We start from the raw sequence: 18598 nt of genomic DNA, 5'->3' as shown, positions 1-18598 counted from the left end.
GAAACGGTGATGGTTTAATTATTATTTATGCCAAGCTCTTCTTTAACTTCATTAATCCTGTTCGATATCGAATCTTGATAGAGGCTATCTGCAGTTCTATCTTTCTGCGCAAATTCCAGGTCGATCAGTTCCTTTTTCAACTTTTTATTTTTTATGGCTTCCTCTTTCAATTGTGCAACACATTTTAAACCATCTTCGGTCATCATCCATGTGCTGTAATCGTTTTTATCATTTTCAATTTCGCCACAATCCCAGGTTCCATAATTGTTTAAGTATCGGTAAGTATCTTCTTTTAGAATCACCTTTGTACCCACCGGAATTTCTAGTTTTAGTCTAACCTCCTGGTTTCTCCAAATGGTTCCTTTTCTCAGTTGAAAACGCGGATTGAAAACAAGATTAGAGTCTTTTAAAACATATTTATAATCGATGTTCTGCGCATTTTGTAAAGCACTTTGAAAAGTTTTCCCCTGCGATTCATATTTCTGCGTTAAGCGGGTAGCCAATGTTGCACTTTTTTCAATATCAATACGGATGTTATTTGGCATTACAAAAGGTCCGTTCTCAAAATCTTCCGTAACAATTTGTCTCCTCTGGTTTGCATCAATACGGTAAGTCACGCTATCTTCCTTACTAAAGTATTTGCTTCTATCAATATCAATAATATAAGTTTTATAAGATTTTAGATCGGCAGTTTGCGCCAATTCTGCATGTTGTTTGAACTCCGAAGAAATTTTAGCTGCATGATAACCAGCCATAGCAACACCAACCAGCCAAACAATTAACAAAGCGAAAGAAAGTGTTTTATTAATAGCTTGTTTATTAAAAGCCACACGGATAGAAAACAGCACCAAAGCTAAAATGGGTACAAAAAATACTATAAATGCACTGAATAAGATTACGCCTCTATTACTTTCATCTACAATAGAGAATGGGAAATACTCATATACACTCGAATCCCAAAATCCTTGAAATGCGGCAAAACCTACAATTAACGATAGCAAAAATACGACTCCAAATAGTACAATAAAACCTGCTACAACCTTAAAAATGATTTTTCCTGTTCCAGAAATAAATTGCCCAAGCCAATCGAAAAATTCACCGATAAAAATGCCAATTTGCCCAAATATCGACCCGGTGTGTTTACCGGCAATGGCTAAACCTTGTTTAACAGCTAATAACTCCTCATCCAAATTCTTTTGGAAACCCTGCAAGTTGGCCGGTTCGCCTTTCATTTCCATACGCTCGATACGCGATTTTGCTTTTGGCATAATAATCCAAAGGATTGCATAAATCAAAAAGCCTGCACCACCTAAAAACAGTGTAAACAAAGCCGCCACACGAATCCATTTTGCGTCGGTATTAACATAGTGCGCAATCCCCGCACACACCCCCGCAATCACCCGTTCATCCATATCGCGGTATAGTTTTTTTTCAGCCTGGAACTGATAATTGGTATTGGAAACCGGCTCTTCGTCGTTTTCTTCTACCGTATCAAAATCCTGCACCCGCCCCATTTGGGCAATCACTGCATTAACATCAACCGAGGCAACCACTTGTTTTTTCTGTTCTTCCAATTGCTCTGTTAATAATTCTGCAATTCGATTTTCGATATCCGTTACAATTTCTAAATCGTCAGCGTGGTTAACGAAATGTTGCTTCACTTCGTTTAAATAAGCCTTTAAGAGTTCGTAGGCACTTTCTTCAATATGAATAATCGTATTCCCAATATTTATGATGATGGTCTTTTCCATTTCTTTTTTACTATTTATGAATTGGCTCCTTTTTGTGAAACACCTACAGCATAAGCCAATTCTTGCCAGGTTTGATCTAATTGTGATAAAATATCCTTACCAACTTGGGTTAAGGTATAATATTTACGGGGCGGGCCTGAGGTAGATTCTACCCAGTTGTAGCTTAACAAACCATTGTTTTTAAGCCTGGTTAATAATGGATATAATGTGCCCTCAACCACCAATAATTTTGCCGTCCTTAATTCGGCAATAATATCCGAAGCGTAAATTTCGCCACGTGAGATGATTGATAAAACACAGTATTCCAGAATTCCCTTCCGCATTTGTGTTTGCGTATTTTCTGCTATCATAATACAAAGATATATGTTTTATATTGTACTATGCAATACATAGTACTAAAATAAATTAAAATTATGAATTAAATAACTGATTTAAAGCGATTTAATTTTGTTTAATTATTTCTAAGTATTTAATTTTAATTTGAAATCACTAAATTTTATGGAAAGCAATGACAGTAATTCTTCGGTTTTAGCAGTCCCGCTATCGCCTTATAGTTCCAATTTTGTAAGAAAAATTGGGAGCTATTTGGCTCTATCGGGTTTAGTTTGGTTAGGTTGGTGCAAGAAAAGCCGATACAACTTCATCAAAAAAACCTAGCATTAAAAACTCTTGTCAAAAATAATAAGTCGACATTCCATGCAGAAATCTTAAATCGATTGCTGTTTCTACGCTAAGTCATTTACAACTAAACCAAGGCTGTGTTTTGAATCAAAAAATAAAGACAAACAAATCACTACAAACAAGGTAGATTTAATATATTTTAATAATTTTGTGGCATATTAACTTTGTTCATGAAAAAATCTATTGCCAGCATTGTTGCAGAGGCAAACGAAAGTGGAGAGGGCTCACTTAAAAGAACCTTAGGTCCGATTAACTTAATACTTATAGGCGTAGGTTTAACACTTGGTGCCGGGCTATTTTCTATTACAGGTTTGGCAGCAGCCAATCATTCTGGTCCGGCGGTTACCCTTTCTTTTGTAATTGCAGCTTTAGGTTGTGGTTTTGCAGCTTTGTGTTATGCAGAGTTTGCGTCTATGATACCCGTTGCGGGCAGTGCCTACACCTACTCTTATGCTACGATGGGCGAGCTTTTTGCCTGGATTATTGGCTGGGATTTAGTGCTCGAATATTCAGTTGGTTGTGCAACGGTAGCCATTAGCTGGTCGCAATATTTAACACGCTTTTTGGGCAGTTTAGGAATTTATTTGCCGCCACAGCTTACCCTCTCCCCTTTCGAGACGGCTAAACTTGCCGATGGATCTACAGTTAACGGAATTATAAATATCCCTGCTGCACTAGTGGTGGTTCTAATGACTGCAATTTTAATCAGAGGCACCAAAGGATCGGCAATTGTAAATGGAATCATCGTTTTTTTAAAGGTGGGCGTTGTTTTGGTTTTCATCGCGTTAGGCTGGCAATATATCGATCCCGCAAACTATCATCCATACATCCCTGAAAATACCGGCACCTTTGGGCAATTTGGCTGGAGCGGAATTTTACGAGGAGCCGGATTGGTTTTCTTCGTTTTTATTGGCTTTGATGCAGTAGCAGCTTCGGCCCAAGAAACTAAAAACCCGGGAAGAGATTTACCAATAGGCATTATTGGTTCACTGTTAGTCTGTACAGTTTTATTTGGTTTATTCGGCCATGTAATGACAGGCTTAGCCAACTACAAGGAATTTGCCAACAGTGGCGCGCCAGTGGCCATTGCTATCGAAAAAACGCCTTATGGCTGGTTAAGTCAGGCAATAATATTGGCGATTTTAATCGGTTACACTTCGGTTATTCTAATTGATTTAATGGCACAATCGCGAATGTTTTATTCTATAAGTAAAGATGGCTTATTACCCAAAATGTTTTCTGATGTTCACTCGAAATTTAAAACCCCGTGGAAATCAAACATCATTCTATGTATTTTCATATCCCTTTTCGCTGCATTTGTACCGATGAATGTGGTGGGCGAAATGACAAGTATCGGAACATTGCTTGCATTTTTGATGGTTTGTGTTGGTATTCTAATCTTACGAAAAACTGATCCAGAAGCGAAACGCCCTTTTAGAGTTCCTTTGGTCCCGCTAATTCCTATTTTGGGGATTTTAACATGCGTAGCGATGATGATATTTTTACCCGCCGACACCTGGATTCGGCTTATCGTTTGGTTAGGAATTGGTTTAGCTATTTATTTCTTTTACGGAAAAAAGCATAGCAAAATACGGGCAAAATAAAATACAGCCTAATTATGGTTTGTTGCTTTTTATCTACAATTGTAATTGATTGTAAAACAATATCTTGACAATTTGAAGGTAAAATTCGGAAGTAGCTAACAAATAATAAGAAGTTATCCACAATTTATTGAAATATATAAATCGTGGCTTAGGATTTGAAATAGAAAAAATACCTATTTAAAATATTTTCCTATGATACTTAAATTAGACACTTCCGTTTTTAAACTCAGTAGACATAAAGCTGAAACCATTGAAAAAGCGGCAACTCCGCTAACAAAACAACAGTGGGTTACTGCAGACAGAATAGTAATGGCTGCTATGTTTATTTTTACAGCTCTTGGTGCTATTTTATTCTAGTTTCTGATGATCCTTAAAAATCTTCATCAATCAATTCCTTATTTATCATGACAGCAGCCAAAGTTCCACTTGCTGTTATCACAGAAAGCGACCTAAACAAGGTTGCACAATCTCCTGCGGCATAAACACCCTTAACAGTTGTTTGCTGTTGCTCATCAATTTTTACTGTTTTCAGTTCTGTTAGCTCAAAGCCCAATTGTTGATCAAAATTTATATGCTGATCCACCTCTGGCCTCATATAGATGGCTTTCAATTTCAGCTCATTCCCATTTTTAAACTTTACAGTTTCTAAGCTTCCGTCAGCATGTTCCAATTCTTCAATTTCATTTTCAACAATTTTAATTGATTTTGACAGTAGCTTATCGATTTGCTCAGGAGTCAACGCTGATTTTCCATTGGTTAAGATTGTAAGGTCTTTATTCCAGAGATTTAAATTTTTTGCCATTTCAAAAGCCTGATCTCCATTCATGAATAAGCCTATCTTTTCATCTTTAACTTCGAAACCATGGCAATATGGGCAATGAATAACCGAGATTGCCCAGCATTCTTTTAAACCTGTAATATTCGGTAAGTTATCTTTTAAACCGGTTGCCAAAAGTAACTTCCGGGCAGTAAAACGATTACCGTTCTTAAGTTCAATCTGAAACACATTCTCAATTTTTTTAGCTACCAACACCTCCCCATCTAAAAATTCTACGGTTGGATATTTAAGGATTTCAGCCTTAGCTATCGAACTGATCTGAGCAGGAGTTTGCGCATCGTGGGTAAGAAAATTATGTGAATGTGGCGTCAGTTTATTGCAAGGTTTGCCACCATCAACTACCAAAATTTTTCTTGTTGCCCTTCCTAAAGTAAGTGCAGCCGACAAGCCTGCATAACTACCTCCAATAATAATTACATCATAATCCATATCTTTTATTTTGACCAAAAATGAAAATAAATAAACATAAATGCAATATTGTTGCATTAAATATTTGTCATTTTTTATAGACCATAGCTGTAATAAAATGGCCGTAATAAAAGCGTTGTTCGATTATCTCATATTTGTGGTTTTCAAAATAGGGATTAATATCTACTAGTTTCTTTGCCTCCACATTGCTAATTAGACTAAAAAAAGTGTACATAGCTTTCAGAAAAAACTTATGCCACCATTTGCCATTAGTGGAATGTGTTACAAAATCGACCATTAACCATAAGCCGTTATCCTTAATAGCTGAATTCAGTTTTCTAAAAACTTTACTGCATCTTTCTGCCGAAAAATTATCGAATAAAAATGGGGTCATGATGACATCGAAATATCCATCGGCGCTAAACTCTTCAACTCCGGAATGAACAAATACCACATCGTTATCGCCGCAATTGCGGGCTTTGGAAAGTGCAATCATTTTCGAAGATATCTCGACATAAGTAATTTTCAAACTTGATTGATGGCGTTTTGCTATTTCTTCTAAAATCCATCCAGTGCCACCGCCAACAATTAAAAGCCTACTATTTGGAGTAATATATTTGAGCTGATTTATTTGTGCCTTGACCTGTGATTTTCCAAATACCAGCCGGCTTAAGAAATCGTAATATTTTGCAATTCTATCGTAGTTATTGATCATTGCTAAAAATAGTTAATGCACAAATTGCATCCCCAGTATGCCGCAAAGTGCTTTGATTAAAATTAATCCATCTATCACCATTAAATAGTAAAGAATATTTTTACGCCTGTGCATAGAATATGCCACGTAAATGGTTAGTAAAAATGGAAAAATGTTGCAAAGCACCTGAGGAAGACCAAAATCTTTGTAACTGGCAAAGACTCCAAGAGAAATTAAGCCCACCAACAATAGGGGAATTAAAATACTAAAAATCGTTTTACGCAAGCCGTAACGAACCACAAAAGTTCTTAAATGCTTGTTGGCATCCGTAGGATAATCTTTGATATCAAATATAATGGCGTTAACAGTACAAAACATCCAGTTTTTAACGAAAAGCCAAGTCCATAGCACAGAATCATGATAATCAATACCAGTTTCTATTTTGAGCATAATCAGCGGGAGAACATTCGCACAACACGCCCAAACAAAGCCAATAACAAATGCTTTTAACCAACCAGTGTTTCGAAGATTAAATTTCAAAAAAGACTTTGGCAATAGGCCATAATAGAGTGCCGCAGCCACCACAACAGTTATAATAGCGGCCCAATAGATTGCCGGAAGTGTTAAAAAATGATGTAAGTTTTGATAAAGTAAATTTACCGCCAAAATAACGCAGAGCACAAAAAGCAATAACTGACTGATATTGATTAGCTTTTTGTGTTCAAAATACCACTGCGTTCTTAAGTTTGTAGTTGATGGTTGAGTGGAAACTTTATTATAAGCATATGTATAATAAATAGTTGGAGCTAAAAATAATAGCAGGTAATAATTTAATGAATTAAAGGGCAGCCTCAATTGAAAACTGGCTTCCAATGTTAGCGCTACAGCAAGGATGCCGACGAAATAGTTTCCGAAAAAGATAAAGCGGATTATTTTAGTTGACATCAACTTTCATTTTGCATGTGGCAATTTCGGATATAATATTGACTTAAAATATAAAAATCCATAAAAAAAGCCTCTCAGTTTCCTGAAAGGCTTAGTGTGGGAAATGAGGGGTTCGAACCCCCGACCCCCTCGGTGTAAACGAGGTGCTCTGAACCAGCTGAGCTAATTTCCCTTTTGAAAAAAGGCTTTATTTATTAATCTTTCAAATCCTTGAAAGCATGTGTGGGAAATGAGGGGTTCGAACCCCCGACCCCCTCGGTGTAAACGAGGTGCTCTGAACCAGCTGAGCTAATTTCCCTTTCCTTTTGGGAATGCAAATATAGTGCTATAATATTGTTTCGCAAATCTTTTTTATTTTTTTTCAGCTCAACAAAGCTTCCAATATTTTATGCGATTGTACTTCACCAAAAGAAGAAGTATGTAAGGTATAGAAAACCAATATCTTATCCAGTAGAAACCGCCGCTGATTGTTACTCATCTTGATCTCTGAAATTTTTTCTAGCGAGGTTTCAAATAATAAAACAAACCCTAATGCGTCTTCTAACTGAAGATAATTTGCGTGAATGGGCACCCTAGAAACGAACTCCCCTTCCTGTAAATCAAAATAAAGCTGATCATTTCTTCGCTTTGCATTTGGTGAAAAGCCTAAAAACCGGGTTAATTTTAAAAGAAATGACAAGTGAAAATTTGGATTTATTTCTTCAGCTTCATCAAACCAGGCTATAGCGTTAAAAATATAATCAAACAAATTTTCATCAGCCGATTGCTGTCGGATACTCTTGTAAAGCACTTCATTAAGAAAAATAACAATGCTGGTTTTAATGATATCATAAGGAATACTTTTAAAAACGGGTGTCTGCCTCACTTCCGAAACCCGTTGAATATTGGTGTTTGCCTTATGATAGACAACCATGTCAAGCAAATGAAGGGACTGCAACATATTTATTTTAACCTTAGCTTTAGGCTTTTTAACACCGTTTATAAGGTAAGATTGCATACCAAATTTATCGGTTAGCACTTGTACAATTACACTGCTTTCGCTGTAATTGGTCGTCTTTAAAACTATACCCCTCACTTTATGCAACATGCTGCTCAAACATTTTTTTCAAAAGTATGTTATTGTGCAAAATAAATTGAGCAAAAAAACACTCCAATTTGTAAATAAGATTAGTTTTGCCCTTATCATTAAAATTAAACTAGATAACACATGTGGGTTAAGCTATCAAGGTTTATTCTTCAGAACCGTATCGCAATCATAATATTTTTCGTATTGGGTACAGTTTTTATGGCCTATCAAGCCAAAAATGTAAAACTTTCCTACACGGGAAGCAAAATTTTGCCTGTTACTGATAGCGCATTTATAAAATACAATAACTTCAAAAAAACCTTCGGAGAAGACGGAAGCGTAATGGTGGTTGGGATCCAATCGCCCAATATCTTTAAAAAAGATGTTTACAATCACTGGGTTCAACTCTCTAATGAAATCCAGAAATTAAAAGGTATAAAAGCAGTTTTATCTTCCGGACGGATTTTCCAATTAGAGAAAGATACCGTTGCGCAAAAGTTTGTTTTAAAAGCTCTTCCAAATGGGGCGGTAAAAACCGATTCTGAAATGGACTCGATAAAAAAGGCCTTGTTTAATACGCCATTTTTTGAAGGATTGGTTTACAATAAACAGAATGCCACCTTAATGGCAATTACTTTTGATACTAAAATATTAAACTCTGCTGAACGAAACCCCATTTTAAAACAGATTGAAGAAAAAGCTAAAGCTTTTGAATCAAAAACTAAAATTCAGGTACATATTTCGGGCTTACCTTACATCCGTACCGCCGTTAGCAAATTGGTTAGTAATGAGTTTGTTTTGTTTTTGGGTCTATCGATTTTAGTATCTGCCATTATTCTACTGATTTTTTTCAGGAAATTCTACGCTGTTTTCTTCCCGATTCTGGTGGTAGTAATGGGCGTAATTTGGAGCATTGGTACTTTGGTATTATTCGGCTTCGAGTTAACAATTTTAACAGGATTAATTCCGCCGCTGATTGTAATTATCGGTATACCAAACAGCATCTTGCTGCTTAACAAGTATCAAAATGAATTAAGAAAAGGTGTTTCGAAAGAACAGGCATTAAGCGTTACCATTGAAAGGATAGCGGTTACCACATTGATTGCCAATATTACTGCGGCCATTGGTTTTGGAGTTTTATACTTTACAGGAAGCGAATTACTGGTGCAGTTTGGTAGCGTTGCATCGATAAATGTAATGATCACCTGGTTGATGTGTCTATGCCTAATTCCGATTATTTTCAGCTATTTGCCTGCGCCAAAACTGAAAGCCCAAAACCATGTTGAAGAAGGTTTTCTACATAAATTACTGGTTAAAACAGATCAGGTTGTTCAACATAAAAGCAGCTTAATTTATATCGGCACGATTGTAATCTCCATCATTGCTATTATAGGAGTGATGAAAATTAATGTGAATGGATATGTTGTAGATGACTTACCAAAAAGTTCAACAATTTTAAGGGATTTAAAATTCTTTGAGAAAAATTTTGAAGGGATTTTGCCACTTGAAGTGAGCGTAGACACCAAGAAAAAGAATGGTGTTTTCAACCTGACGAATTTGAAAAGGATGGAAAAAATGGAGAAAATGATTGCTGCCTATCCAGAATTTTCGCGTTCGATTTCAGTTAATATGGGGCTAAAATATGCTACACAGGCTTTTTACAACAACGATACTGCATTTTTCCGTTTGCCGGATAATATGGAAAAAAACTTTATTCTCGCATACATTGCCAGCGGCGGAAAAGGAAACGCAAGCTTATTAACCAACTTCGTAAGCAAAGGCAATCAAAGTACCAGGATTAGTTTTCAGATGGCAGATGTGGGGTCCAAACGTTTAGATGCAATAATGGCTGAACTAAAACCACGTATTGATAGCATTTTACCTCCCGATAAGTTTGATGTGGAATTAACGGGTTCGAGCATTATCTTTTCTAAAGGAACGGATTACATGTTGAAACATTTATTTGAAAGCATTGGCCTGGCAATTGTATTAATCTCGCTCTTACGTCTGGCTCAATTCAAAAGCGTGGGCATTATGTTTATCTCGCTGCTACCGAATATCGTTCCATTGATTATTACCGCTGGAATTATGGGCTATTTTGGGATTTCCCTTAAACCCTCAACCATTTTAATTTTCACAATTGCTTTTGGATTGGCATCAGATCAAACCATATATTTCCTAACCCGTTACCAGCAAGAACTAAACTTGACTAACTATTCTGTTCCGAAAGTAATTACCGATACAATTACTGAAACTGGGGTAAGCATGACACACATTGCGTTGATTCTGTTCTTCGGTTTCGGAATTTTTACGGCCTCCACCTTTGGCGGTACAGTAATTTTGGGCCTGCTGCTTTCCATAACATTATTTGTAGCCTTGATTTTTAACTTAACCTTATTACCTGCTTTGGTGTTGTGGCTGGATAAAAAGAAAGTTAGAAAAGTAATTTCTGACGAAGAATCGGCGAAAAATGCTGGTGAGTTTGATCACTAAACAGTTTTCAGTTGAATATTTTCGGTTAACAGGTTTCAGTTAGTGCAAGAATCAGAAGTTGAGTTTATGTAGGTTATTGGCCAGAAAAATTTATTTCTTACTCAGAATTAAGTGATCTAAACCTGATGGTAGCGGGCACGAGTGAAATTCTTCATTGAACGAGTAAAGCGTACAGCAGGACGAACATTAAAAATAAAACACTGGATTGCTTTTTTAATAGTTATTTTGAAATTAAATAAGATAGTTGACAAAATGTAGTTCATATTAACAACCCACTAAAAAACTCAGAAACTTCTTATCGTAAATCAGCTTATTCCTTTACAGGTCTTTCCTCTTCATCATCTACCGGGACCTCAACTGTCGGGTCGGTAATAATTTCTGCGTTCCCATCTTTGTCCTGCTTTGCAAACAACACGGGATATAACATCCATAATGCACCAACCATTACCAGTATGCCGGCCAGGATTTGTAAATAGCGAGCCCAGCTCACTTCATTCGCACTCAAAATTCGGTAAGCGACAAATGACAATACACCAAGAATAAGAACTAAAACGGCTTTTTGTAATTTCAGGAGCTTGATCATGGAGAGTTTCTTTTGTTTTGAATAATATGGACTAAAACAAAGATGAGTCCAATAAGTTCGAGCAGGCCAAAGAAATAAAATGCGAACAACATAAAATTGCGGCTGGCAGGACTGATGACAGCAACAATAGGCAGTGCAATTACAGCGATAATCATCAAAGAAAGCCCAAAATTAAATAATTTCACGTCAAAAGTATTTACATCAAAACTACCAAAATTCAGCCAATTTTTTTAACTTTGCATCCTTAATTTTTTGAGGTACTTAATTGATGTATAGCGAATTTAAACAATTGGACCTTGCCAAAATAGGGCAAGAAATACTGGATTTTTGGAAAGAAGAAAACATCTTTGAAAAGAGCATTTCGTCTCGTCCGAAGTCTAATCCGTTTACTTTTTACGAGGGACCGCCGTCTGCTAATGGCATGCCGGGCATTCACCACGTAATGGCTCGTGCTATTAAGGATATTTTTTGCCGCTACAAAACAATTAAAGGCTATCAGGTTAAAAGAAAAGCGGGTTGGGATACACACGGCTTACCCGTTGAGCTTGGCACCGAAAAAGAATTAGGCATTACTAAAGAAGATATCGGCAAAACGATTTCTATCGAAGATTATAATGAAGCCTGTAAAAAAACAGTGATGCGTTACACTGATGTGTGGAACGACTTGACTGAAAAAATGGGCTATTGGGTAGATATGGACGATCCATACATTACCTACAAATCGAAATACATGGAATCGGTTTGGTGGCTTTTAAAGCAGATTTACGATAAAGGATTAATTTACAAAGGCTACACCATCCAACCGTATTCTCCGAAAGCAGGAACAGGCTTAAGTTCGCACGAGGTAAACCAACCCGGTGCTTACCGCGATGTAACTGATACCACAATTGTTGCGCAATTCAAGGCTTTACCTGATACTTTACCTTCCTTTTTGAAAGAAGCTGGAGATATTTATTTGTTGGCCTGGACCACAACTCCGTGGACTTTACCATCGAACACGGCGCTAACTGTAGGACCGAAAATTGACTATGTTTTAGTTAAAACTTTTAACCAGTATACTTTCTTGCCAACAAATGTAATTTTGGCGAAAAGCCTGGTTGGGAAACAATTTGGTAAAGGTTTTTTTGAAAGTAACGAAGCTGAAGATTTTGCTAATTTCAAAGCTGCTGATAACCTGCCTGCCGGCAAGGCAGGAAAAATTCCTTACCAAATCCTTGCCGAATGCAAGGGAACTGAATTGGTTGGCATAAAATATGAACAACTTTTAACTTACGCTTTACCATACAACAATCCTGAAAATGCTTTCCGAGTAATTTCTGGCGATTTTGTAACTACCGAAGACGGTACTGGTATTGTACACACCGCACCAACGTTCGGTGCTGATGATGCTAAAGTTGCCAAAGAAGCCCTTCCAGAAATTCCACCAATGTTGGTGATGGATGATCATGATATCCTTGTTCCGTTGGTGGATTTACAAGGAAAATTCACTAAGCATGTTGGCCCTTTCGGTGGCAAATATGTAAAGAATGAATATTATGATGCTGGCACAGCACCTGAAAAATCTGTTGATGTAGAAATTGCAATTTTATTAAAGGAAGAAAATAAGGCCTTCAAAGTAGAAAAATATGTCCACAGCTACCCACATAGCTGGAGAACTGATGAACCACTTTTATATTATCCTCTAGACTCTTGGTTTATCAAGGTAACTGATGTTAAAGACAGAATGTTCGATCTTAATGAAACCATTAACTGGAAACCAAAATCTACAGGTGAAGGTCGTTTTGGCAATTGGTTAAAAAATGCCAACGATTGGAATTTATCGCGTTCGAGATATTGGGGAATTCCTTTGCCTATATGGAGGACTGAAGACAAGAAAGAAGAAGTTTTAATAGGTTCTATTGAAGAACTTTATAACGCCATCGAAAAATCTATCGCAGCAGGTTTTCAAAAAGAAAATCCGTTTAAAGGGTTTGAGGTTGGCAACATGTCTGAAGAGAACTACGACCTGATCGACTTGCATAAAAATGTAGTGGATCAAATTACTTTGGTATCTCCATCAGGCAAACCAATGACTCGAGAAAGTGATTTGATTGATGTTTGGTTCGATTCTGGTGCTATGCCTTATGCACAGTGGCACTACCCTTTCGAAAACAAAGAAAGCATTGATGGAAACGAAGATTTCCCGGCAGATTTCATCGCCGAAGGTGTAGACCAAACCCGTGGTTGGTTTTATACTTTACATGCCATTTCTACATTGGTTTTTGATAAGGTAGCCTACAAAAATGTAGTTTCAAATGGCTTGGTATTAGATAAAAACGGGCAGAAAATGTCTAAACGTTTGGGCAATGCTGCTGATCCTTTCCAAACCATTAATGAATATGGTGCTGATGCGACGCGTTGGTACATGATTTCGAACGCAAACCCCTGGGATAATTTAAAATTTGATATCGAAGGAATTGCAGAAGTTCGCCGTAAATTCTTCGGAACGCTTTATAACACTTACGCTTTTTTCGCTTTATACGCTAATATCGATAAGTTCGAAATCGACAAAAATAATTTAAGCAATGTGGCAGATAGAACGGAGTTAGACCGATGGATTTTATCGTTGCTGCAAACCTTAATCAATGAAGTGGATGAGGCTTACAATGCCTACGAACCTACTAAAGCTACTCGTGCTATTCAGGCTTTCGTTGATGAACACCTAAGTAACTGGTACATCAGATTAAGTCGCCGCCGCTTTTGGAAGGGTGAAATGACTGATGATAAACGTGCTGCTTATGAAACACTTTACACGTGTTTAGAAACTTTAGCACAGCTGATGAGTCCGGTAGCGCCTTTCTTTGCCGATTGGTTGTACAGAAACTTAAGTATCAACGATAAAAATGCTGAACAATCTGTTCACTTAACATTATGGACACCAGCAGACGAAAGCTTAATCGATACAGATTTAAATGAGCGCATGGTTTATGCTCAGAATATTTCTTCGATGGTTTTATCGTTGCGTAAAAAGTCGAGCATCAATGTTCGTCAGCCTTTAGAGAAAATCTTGATCCCTTCTTTAAGTAGTGATTTTGAGCAAAAAATTTCGAAAGTCGCCGATTATATCCTTTCAGAAACCAATGTTAAACATATCGAATTCATCACTGATACGCATGGCATTGTAAAGAAAAAAGTTAAACCGAACTTTAAGGTTTTAGGTGCGAAAGTAGGTAAGAGCATGAAAGCTGTTGCAGATGCAATTAACAATTTCAGTCAGGAAGATATTTTTACTTTAGAAAAAGAAGGACAAATAAATATCTCAACTGACCCCAAACTCGGCGACAGTATTTCATACGATGTACAACTTTTAGATGTTGAAATCATTGCAGAAGATATTCCAGGATGGCAGGTGACCAATTTAGGTAGCTTAACGGTTGCTTTGGATGTAACCATTTCCGAAGAATTGAAACAAGAAGGAATTGCTCGCGAGCTTGTGAACAGAATTCAAAATTTACGTAAAGAATTAAATTTTGAAGTGACTGATAGGATTAAGGTGGCTTTACAAAATGATAACCTTGTTAAAGCAGCAGTTGCTAAAAACAAGGGCTACATTTGCGCAGAAATTTTAGCCGACGAATTAGAATTAACAGGTGAAGCGTTTAGCTCAAACAAAATCACTATAGACGATGTTGAATTAAGCATTTCAGTAACTAAAATATAAATCCATATCTTAGAAAACTAAATTAAAAAAATGGAAAACAGTAACAAAACACGCTACTCAGACAGTGAACTTCAAGAATTTAAAGAACTGATTCAAGATAAATTACGCATTGCGAAAGAAGAACTTAATGCATTAACATCATCATTAAGTAACCCTAACGCTAATGGAACGGAAGATACTTCAGGAGCTTACAAAACTTTAGAAGATGGTTCCGCAACCATGGAAAAAGAGCAAATCAATCAATTAGCTGCCCGCCAGAAAAAATTTATCGACAATTTGGAGAATGCATTGGTGCGTATCGAAAACAAAACTTATGGCATTTGTCGCGAAACTGGTAAATTAATTCAAAAAGAACGTTTACGTGCGGTTCCACATGCTACTTTAAGCATGGAAGCTAAATTAAAGCAGAGTTAATGAAAGGCTATACAAAACCTTTATTAGTTATCTTTTTAGTTTTACTTGCTGACCAAGCGCTTAAAATTTGGGTAAAAACCAATATGGAGATTGGCCAGGAGATTATATTTTTTGGAAAATCTGGCTTGCATTTTACTGAAAATCCCGGAATGGCATTCGGAATGGAGTTTGGTGGCGAATTTGGGAAATTAGCTTTATCAATCTTTAGAATTATTGCCGTTGGCGGAATTGGTTACGGCTTACATTATCTGATCAAGAAAAAGTATCATAGAGGATTGATATTAAACGTTTCCTTGATTTTCGTTGGCGCATTGGGCAACATTATCGATTGTGTATTTTATGGCGCAATCTTCGATAAAGGAATGGTTTACAATGCTTCATTTAATGATTACGCCAGATACGAAGGTCTCGCTAAATTTTCATCCGATGGGTATTCGTCATTTCTTCACGGAAATGTTGTAGATATGTTTTACTTTCCTCTACTCACAGGTCATTTTCCAAGCTGGATACCTATTTGGGGAGGTGATGAATTTGTATTTTTCAGGCCCGTTTTTAACCTTGCTGATGCTGCGATTTCAGTTGGCGTAATACTGATCCTCATCTTCCAGAAAAACTATTTTAAAGAAGATGTTAAGGATGAAGTGGGGATTAATAGTGAGATTGTTGAAGACTAGCATTTCAAAGTTGTCAACTTTTTAGCAATAGCGCTATTAAAGTTGAGAACATTAAATATTTACAAGCCCATTTCTTAATTGAGATGGGCTTTCTTGTCCAATGCCCCGTTATGAGTAGCGCTGATTAAAAATGATAAACTTTCTCAATATATCTTACCTGAAACTTGGAAACGACAAGCAGCAAAAAGCGTATCAGGTTATAACTGATCATGCTATTTTAGAAAAGCTTGCTCAATACAATCCGATTTTAGTTGGCACGATTCCTATCGACATCGACATAGAGAAAAGCGATCTAGATATCATTTGTTATGCTCAGGATAGAGAAGAATTCAGGAAGGAGTTAGTGCATCATTTTCATAGCATGAAAGGCTTCATCATCTCTGAAAATCAGAAGCTACAGTCAATGAAAGCAAACTTCTTTATTAATGGTTTTGAAATTGAAATTTTTGGTCAAAATATCCCTACCGAACTACAAAATGCTTATCGCCATATGCTCGTTGAGCATAAAATTCTGCTAGAAAATAATGAGGATTTCAGGAAACAGATCATAGATTTAAAAAGGCAGGGTTACAAAACAGAACCTGCTTTTGCTAAATTGTTAGCACTAAAAGGCGATGCTTATGAGGCACTTCTGAAGTTGGAAATATAAAGTTTTGTTATTGCTCGATACCGTTTAGGAGTGATATTGTAGTATGCAGCAACCATGAATGGTTTGTCATACTGAGGAACGAAGTATCTGCAGCTATGAAACAGATTCTTCGTCCCTACCGTTGACGTTTTTGTTTTCCGTCATTTATATTGATTTTTATGAGATAAATAAATCCTGAGAATGACAACTTTCTAATACCTCAATCCCCAAACAACAAACAAATCAAATAACCAACAAAGTAGGCGAACAAATCATACACGCTAAAATAAGTTCCTAGCACAATACTCCAAAACTTGTTATTCTGTAAGCCCAACCAATTTACATAATGCAAGAGTTGCAAGAATTCGACAACGAAAGAGAAAACTAAGACACCTAAAGCAAGCTTCTTATAGTTTGTTTTGAGAAATATCCTCAAGAAAGCATAGATCAAAACTACCACCAATACATCACCACCGAAAGGCCGTATGTAAGTATCGTGCAGGTATTTTGCAATTAAAATTTCGACGATAAATATTGCGATGAAAATAAGCAGGAATTTCAGATTGAACGTTAATTTCATCCTCAAATATATAATAGAAATATTTTCATTTCATGCGAAGCTCAAAAATCTTTGAAAGATGGACGCGAAGTTAGAGATCTCACCGCTCCGTTGCACCCGGTCGAGAAGACAATCAAAAAGCGTTGCGGTGAAGAGGATGAAAAAGTGATTTCAATGACGAATTTGTTGGAAATCAAAAAAGCCTCAACAAATGTCAAGGCTTTATATTTTAAGGATAAAATTAGCGATTTAAACGCCTAATAACAATCTTGCCGGATCTTCTAACAATTGTTTAACACGAACTAAAAACCCAACAGACTCACGTCCGTCAATAATTCTGTGATCGTATGATAAAGCAACGTACATCATCGGACGAATAACCACTTCACCTTTTTCGGCAATAGGGCGCTCAATAATGTTGTGCATACCTAAAATTGCAGATTGTGGTGCATTGATAATTGGTGTAGACATCATTGAACCAAATACACCACCGTTAGTGATGGTGAAAGTCCCACCTGTCATTTCTTCAATCGTCAATTTACCATCGCGGGCTTTGAGTGCTAAAGCTAAAACAGATTTTTCAATCTCTGCTAAGCTCATACTTTCAGCATTACGAATTACAGGAACAACTAAACCTTTCGGCGCTGAAACTGCTATCGAAACATCAGCGAAGTTATTATAAACAATTTCTTCGCCATCGATGCGAGCATTAACTGCTGGGAAATCTTTCAATGCTTCAGTAACCGCTTTGGTAAAAAAGCTCATGAAACCTAAACCTACACCATATTTTTCTTTAAAGGAATCTTTATACTTTCCGCGTAGATCCATAATCGGCTTCATATTAACCTCGTTGAAAGTGGTTAACATTGCAGTTTCATTTTTAACCGAAACCAAGCGTTTCGCTACTGTTTTACGCAGTGGAGACATTTTCTCACGACGTTCGTCACGAGCGCCTGCCGGAGCTGCAGCTGCAACAGGGGCACTAGCTTTAGGAGCCTCTGGTTTTTTACCAGCTTCTGCTTTTACAGCATCATCTTTGGTAATGCGGCCATCAACACCTGTACCTTTAACAGCACCAGCATCAATACCTTTTTCAGCAAGAATTTTTCCAGCTGCAGGAGACGGGGTTCCAGTAGCATAGCTCTCTCCAGATGCTTTCTCAGCAACAGGTGCTGACGTTTTATCTTCAGCAACAACGGCTTTATCTTCTGCTTTTGGAGCCTCTGCCTTCGCAGGAGCTGCGCCACCATCTTCAATTTTACAAACTACTGCGCCAATAGCTAAAGTATCGCCTTCAGCAGCTATGGTTTTTAAAGTTCCAGCTTGTTCTGCGGTTAATTCGAAAGTAGCCTTGTCTGATTCTAATTCAGCAATAACTTCATCCATTTCAACAACATCGCCATCGTTTTTTATCCAACGTGATAAAACAACTTCGGTTATCGACTCACCAACTGGTGGAACTTTTATCTCTAAACTCATATTTTTAAAATTGTAATTTTTTTTGTTATATGTTTAAGATTGCAAGGTTGAAATGTTTTGAATGCTAAACCCTCTACGTTA

At 37.0% G+C, this 18598-nt stretch carries 17 protein-coding genes and 2 tRNA genes; 8 read left to right on the top strand and 11 right to left on the bottom strand.

What is annotated here, in order from left to right; all coding sequences use genetic code 11:
• Nucleotides 1-14: 14 nt before the first annotated feature.
• Both ASE92_RS02165 and ASE92_RS02160 read right to left on the bottom strand, forming a co-directional pair.
• The gene (locus tag ASE92_RS02165) at nt 15-1751 is read right to left on the bottom strand and encodes a PspC domain-containing protein (protein WP_056848458.1); all 1737 of its coding nucleotides are present in this window, start codon (nt 1749-1751) and stop codon (nt 15-17) included.
• Nucleotides 1752-1765: 14 nt separating this feature from the next.
• A complete protein-coding gene (locus ASE92_RS02160) occupies nt 1766-2101 on the bottom strand; it encodes a PadR family transcriptional regulator (RefSeq protein ID WP_056848457.1) in 336 nt (111 codons plus the stop codon).
• 501 nt (nt 2102-2602) lie between these two features.
• Here ASE92_RS02160 and ASE92_RS02155 point away from each other — a divergent pair.
• Both ASE92_RS02155 and ASE92_RS21040 read left to right on the top strand, forming a co-directional pair.
• The gene (locus ASE92_RS02155) at nt 2603-4036 is read left to right on the top strand and encodes an amino acid permease (protein WP_056848456.1); all 1434 of its coding nucleotides are present in this window, start codon (nt 2603-2605) and stop codon (nt 4034-4036) included.
• 192 nt (nt 4037-4228) lie between these two features.
• Nucleotides 4229-4393, top strand: coding sequence for a hypothetical protein (locus tag ASE92_RS21040; protein ID WP_157255610.1), 165 nt, complete (start codon nt 4229-4231; stop codon nt 4391-4393).
• Between the two features lie 13 nt (nt 4394-4406).
• Here the strand turns inward: ASE92_RS21040 and ASE92_RS02150 are convergent, their stop codons facing one another.
• The 6 genes from ASE92_RS02150 to recO form a co-directional block, all read right to left on the bottom strand.
• Nucleotides 4407-5303, bottom strand: a complete 897-nt coding sequence (locus ASE92_RS02150) for an NAD(P)/FAD-dependent oxidoreductase (protein WP_056849249.1) — start codon at nt 5301-5303, stop codon at nt 4407-4409.
• A 67-nt stretch (nt 5304-5370) separates the two neighbouring features.
• Nucleotides 5371-5997 carry a class I SAM-dependent methyltransferase gene (locus ASE92_RS02145; RefSeq protein WP_056848455.1) on the bottom strand — a complete coding sequence of 209 codons (627 nt, stop codon included), beginning with the start codon at nt 5995-5997 and terminating at the stop codon, nt 5371-5373.
• A gap of 12 nt (nt 5998-6009) precedes the next feature.
• Nucleotides 6010-6921, bottom strand: coding sequence for a hypothetical protein (locus ASE92_RS02140; RefSeq protein ID WP_056848454.1), 912 nt, complete (start codon nt 6919-6921; stop codon nt 6010-6012).
• Nucleotides 6922-7018: 97 nt separating this feature from the next.
• Nucleotides 7019-7093 (bottom strand) — tRNA-Val (locus ASE92_RS02135).
• Nucleotides 7094-7144: 51 nt separating this feature from the next.
• A tRNA-Val gene (locus tag ASE92_RS02130) sits at nt 7145-7219 on the bottom strand.
• Nucleotides 7220-7282: 63 nt separating this feature from the next.
• Complete coding sequence (recO, locus tag ASE92_RS02125; protein ID WP_056848453.1) at nt 7283-8008, bottom strand: DNA repair protein RecO; 726 nt, start codon at nt 8006-8008, stop codon at nt 7283-7285.
• Nucleotides 8009-8128: 120 nt separating this feature from the next.
• Between recO and ASE92_RS02120 the strand changes: the two genes are divergently transcribed.
• Nucleotides 8129-10480 carry an RND family transporter gene (locus tag ASE92_RS02120; RefSeq protein ID WP_056848452.1) on the top strand — a complete coding sequence of 784 codons (2352 nt, stop codon included), beginning with the start codon at nt 8129-8131 and terminating at the stop codon, nt 10478-10480.
• 310 nt (nt 10481-10790) lie between these two features.
• On the opposite strand, the gene ASE92_RS02115 is transcribed toward ASE92_RS02120, so the two are convergent.
• On the bottom strand, nt 10791-11063 hold the full coding sequence (locus ASE92_RS02115) for a hypothetical protein (RefSeq protein WP_056848451.1): 273 nt from the start codon (nt 11061-11063) through the stop codon (nt 10791-10793).
• Nucleotides 11064-11331: 268 nt separating this feature from the next.
• On the opposite strand from ASE92_RS02115, the gene ileS reads away from it, so the two are divergent.
• From ileS to ASE92_RS02095, 4 genes are all read left to right on the top strand, one after another.
• Nucleotides 11332-14763 (top strand): isoleucine--tRNA ligase, encoded by a 3432-nt coding sequence (ileS, locus tag ASE92_RS02110; protein WP_056848450.1) that lies wholly within the window; start codon nt 11332-11334, stop codon nt 14761-14763.
• A gap of 30 nt (nt 14764-14793) precedes the next feature.
• Nucleotides 14794-15177 (top strand): TraR/DksA C4-type zinc finger protein, encoded by a 384-nt coding sequence (locus ASE92_RS02105; RefSeq protein ID WP_056087634.1) that lies wholly within the window; start codon nt 14794-14796, stop codon nt 15175-15177.
• Nucleotides 15177-15851 carry a lipoprotein signal peptidase gene (locus ASE92_RS02100; RefSeq protein ID WP_056848449.1) on the top strand — a complete coding sequence of 225 codons (675 nt, stop codon included), beginning with the start codon at nt 15177-15179 and terminating at the stop codon, nt 15849-15851. Before ASE92_RS02105 ends, ASE92_RS02100 begins: the two co-directional genes overlap by 1 nt.
• Nucleotides 15852-15981: 130 nt before the next feature.
• Nucleotides 15982-16500, top strand: coding sequence for a DUF4269 domain-containing protein (locus ASE92_RS02095; RefSeq protein ID WP_056848448.1), 519 nt, complete (start codon nt 15982-15984; stop codon nt 16498-16500).
• A 199-nt stretch (nt 16501-16699) separates the two neighbouring features.
• Here ASE92_RS02095 and ASE92_RS21665 read toward each other — a convergent pair whose 3' ends face one another.
• Nucleotides 16700-17059 (bottom strand): DUF2809 domain-containing protein, encoded by a 360-nt coding sequence (locus ASE92_RS21665; RefSeq protein ID WP_056848447.1) that lies wholly within the window; start codon nt 17057-17059, stop codon nt 16700-16702.
• A gap of 51 nt (nt 17060-17110) precedes the next feature.
• On the opposite strand from ASE92_RS21665, the gene ASE92_RS02085 reads away from it, so the two are divergent.
• The gene (locus ASE92_RS02085) at nt 17111-17299 is read left to right on the top strand and encodes a hypothetical protein (RefSeq protein WP_056848446.1); all 189 of its coding nucleotides are present in this window, start codon (nt 17111-17113) and stop codon (nt 17297-17299) included.
• On the opposite strand, the gene odhB is transcribed toward ASE92_RS02085, so the two are convergent.
• Complete coding sequence (gene odhB / locus ASE92_RS02080) at nt 17288-18517, bottom strand: 2-oxoglutarate dehydrogenase complex dihydrolipoyllysine-residue succinyltransferase (RefSeq protein WP_056848445.1); 1230 nt, start codon at nt 18515-18517, stop codon at nt 17288-17290. The genes ASE92_RS02085 and odhB overlap by 12 nt on opposite strands.
• Nucleotides 18518-18598: the final 81 nt, after the last annotated feature.

Origin of the sequence: Pedobacter sp. Leaf41 (assembly GCF_001422545.1) — a bacterium.
In the GTDB taxonomy this organism is placed as follows: domain Bacteria; phylum Bacteroidota; class Bacteroidia; order Sphingobacteriales; family Sphingobacteriaceae; genus Pedobacter.
This window is presented reverse-complemented; position numbering and strand designations above follow the sequence as displayed.

What these genes read in the sequence shown, in the direction of transcription:
- ASE92_RS02165 (WP_056848458.1), bottom strand. Translation starts at nt 1,751, where the DNA reads ATGGAAAAGACCATCATCATAAATATTGGGAATACGATTATTCATATT.
- ASE92_RS02160 (WP_056848457.1), bottom strand. Translation starts at nt 2,101, where the DNA reads ATGATAGCAGAAAATACGCAAACACAAATGCGGAAGGGAATTCTGGAA.
- ASE92_RS02155 (WP_056848456.1), top strand. Translation starts at nt 2,603, where the DNA reads ATGAAAAAATCTATTGCCAGCATTGTTGCAGAGGCAAACGAAAGTGGA.
- ASE92_RS21040 (WP_157255610.1), top strand. Translation starts at nt 4,229, where the DNA reads ATGATACTTAAATTAGACACTTCCGTTTTTAAACTCAGTAGACATAAA.
- ASE92_RS02150 (WP_056849249.1), bottom strand. Translation starts at nt 5,303, where the DNA reads ATGGATTATGATGTAATTATTATTGGAGGTAGTTATGCAGGCTTGTCG.
- ASE92_RS02145 (WP_056848455.1), bottom strand. Translation starts at nt 5,997, where the DNA reads ATGATCAATAACTACGATAGAATTGCAAAATATTACGATTTCTTAAGC.
- ASE92_RS02140 (WP_056848454.1), bottom strand. Translation starts at nt 6,921, where the DNA reads ATGTCAACTAAAATAATCCGCTTTATCTTTTTCGGAAACTATTTCGTC.
- recO (WP_056848453.1), bottom strand. Translation starts at nt 8,008, where the DNA reads ATGTTGCATAAAGTGAGGGGTATAGTTTTAAAGACGACCAATTACAGC.
- ASE92_RS02120 (WP_056848452.1), top strand. Translation starts at nt 8,129, where the DNA reads ATGTGGGTTAAGCTATCAAGGTTTATTCTTCAGAACCGTATCGCAATC.
- ASE92_RS02115 (WP_056848451.1), bottom strand. Translation starts at nt 11,063, where the DNA reads ATGATCAAGCTCCTGAAATTACAAAAAGCCGTTTTAGTTCTTATTCTT.
- ileS (WP_056848450.1), top strand. Translation starts at nt 11,332, where the DNA reads ATGTATAGCGAATTTAAACAATTGGACCTTGCCAAAATAGGGCAAGAA.
- ASE92_RS02105 (WP_056087634.1), top strand. Translation starts at nt 14,794, where the DNA reads ATGGAAAACAGTAACAAAACACGCTACTCAGACAGTGAACTTCAAGAA.
- ASE92_RS02100 (WP_056848449.1), top strand. Translation starts at nt 15,177, where the DNA reads ATGAAAGGCTATACAAAACCTTTATTAGTTATCTTTTTAGTTTTACTT.
- ASE92_RS02095 (WP_056848448.1), top strand. Translation starts at nt 15,982, where the DNA reads ATGATAAACTTTCTCAATATATCTTACCTGAAACTTGGAAACGACAAG.
- ASE92_RS21665 (WP_056848447.1), bottom strand. Translation starts at nt 17,059, where the DNA reads ATGAAATTAACGTTCAATCTGAAATTCCTGCTTATTTTCATCGCAATA.
- odhB (WP_056848445.1), bottom strand. Translation starts at nt 18,517, where the DNA reads ATGAGTTTAGAGATAAAAGTTCCACCAGTTGGTGAGTCGATAACCGAA.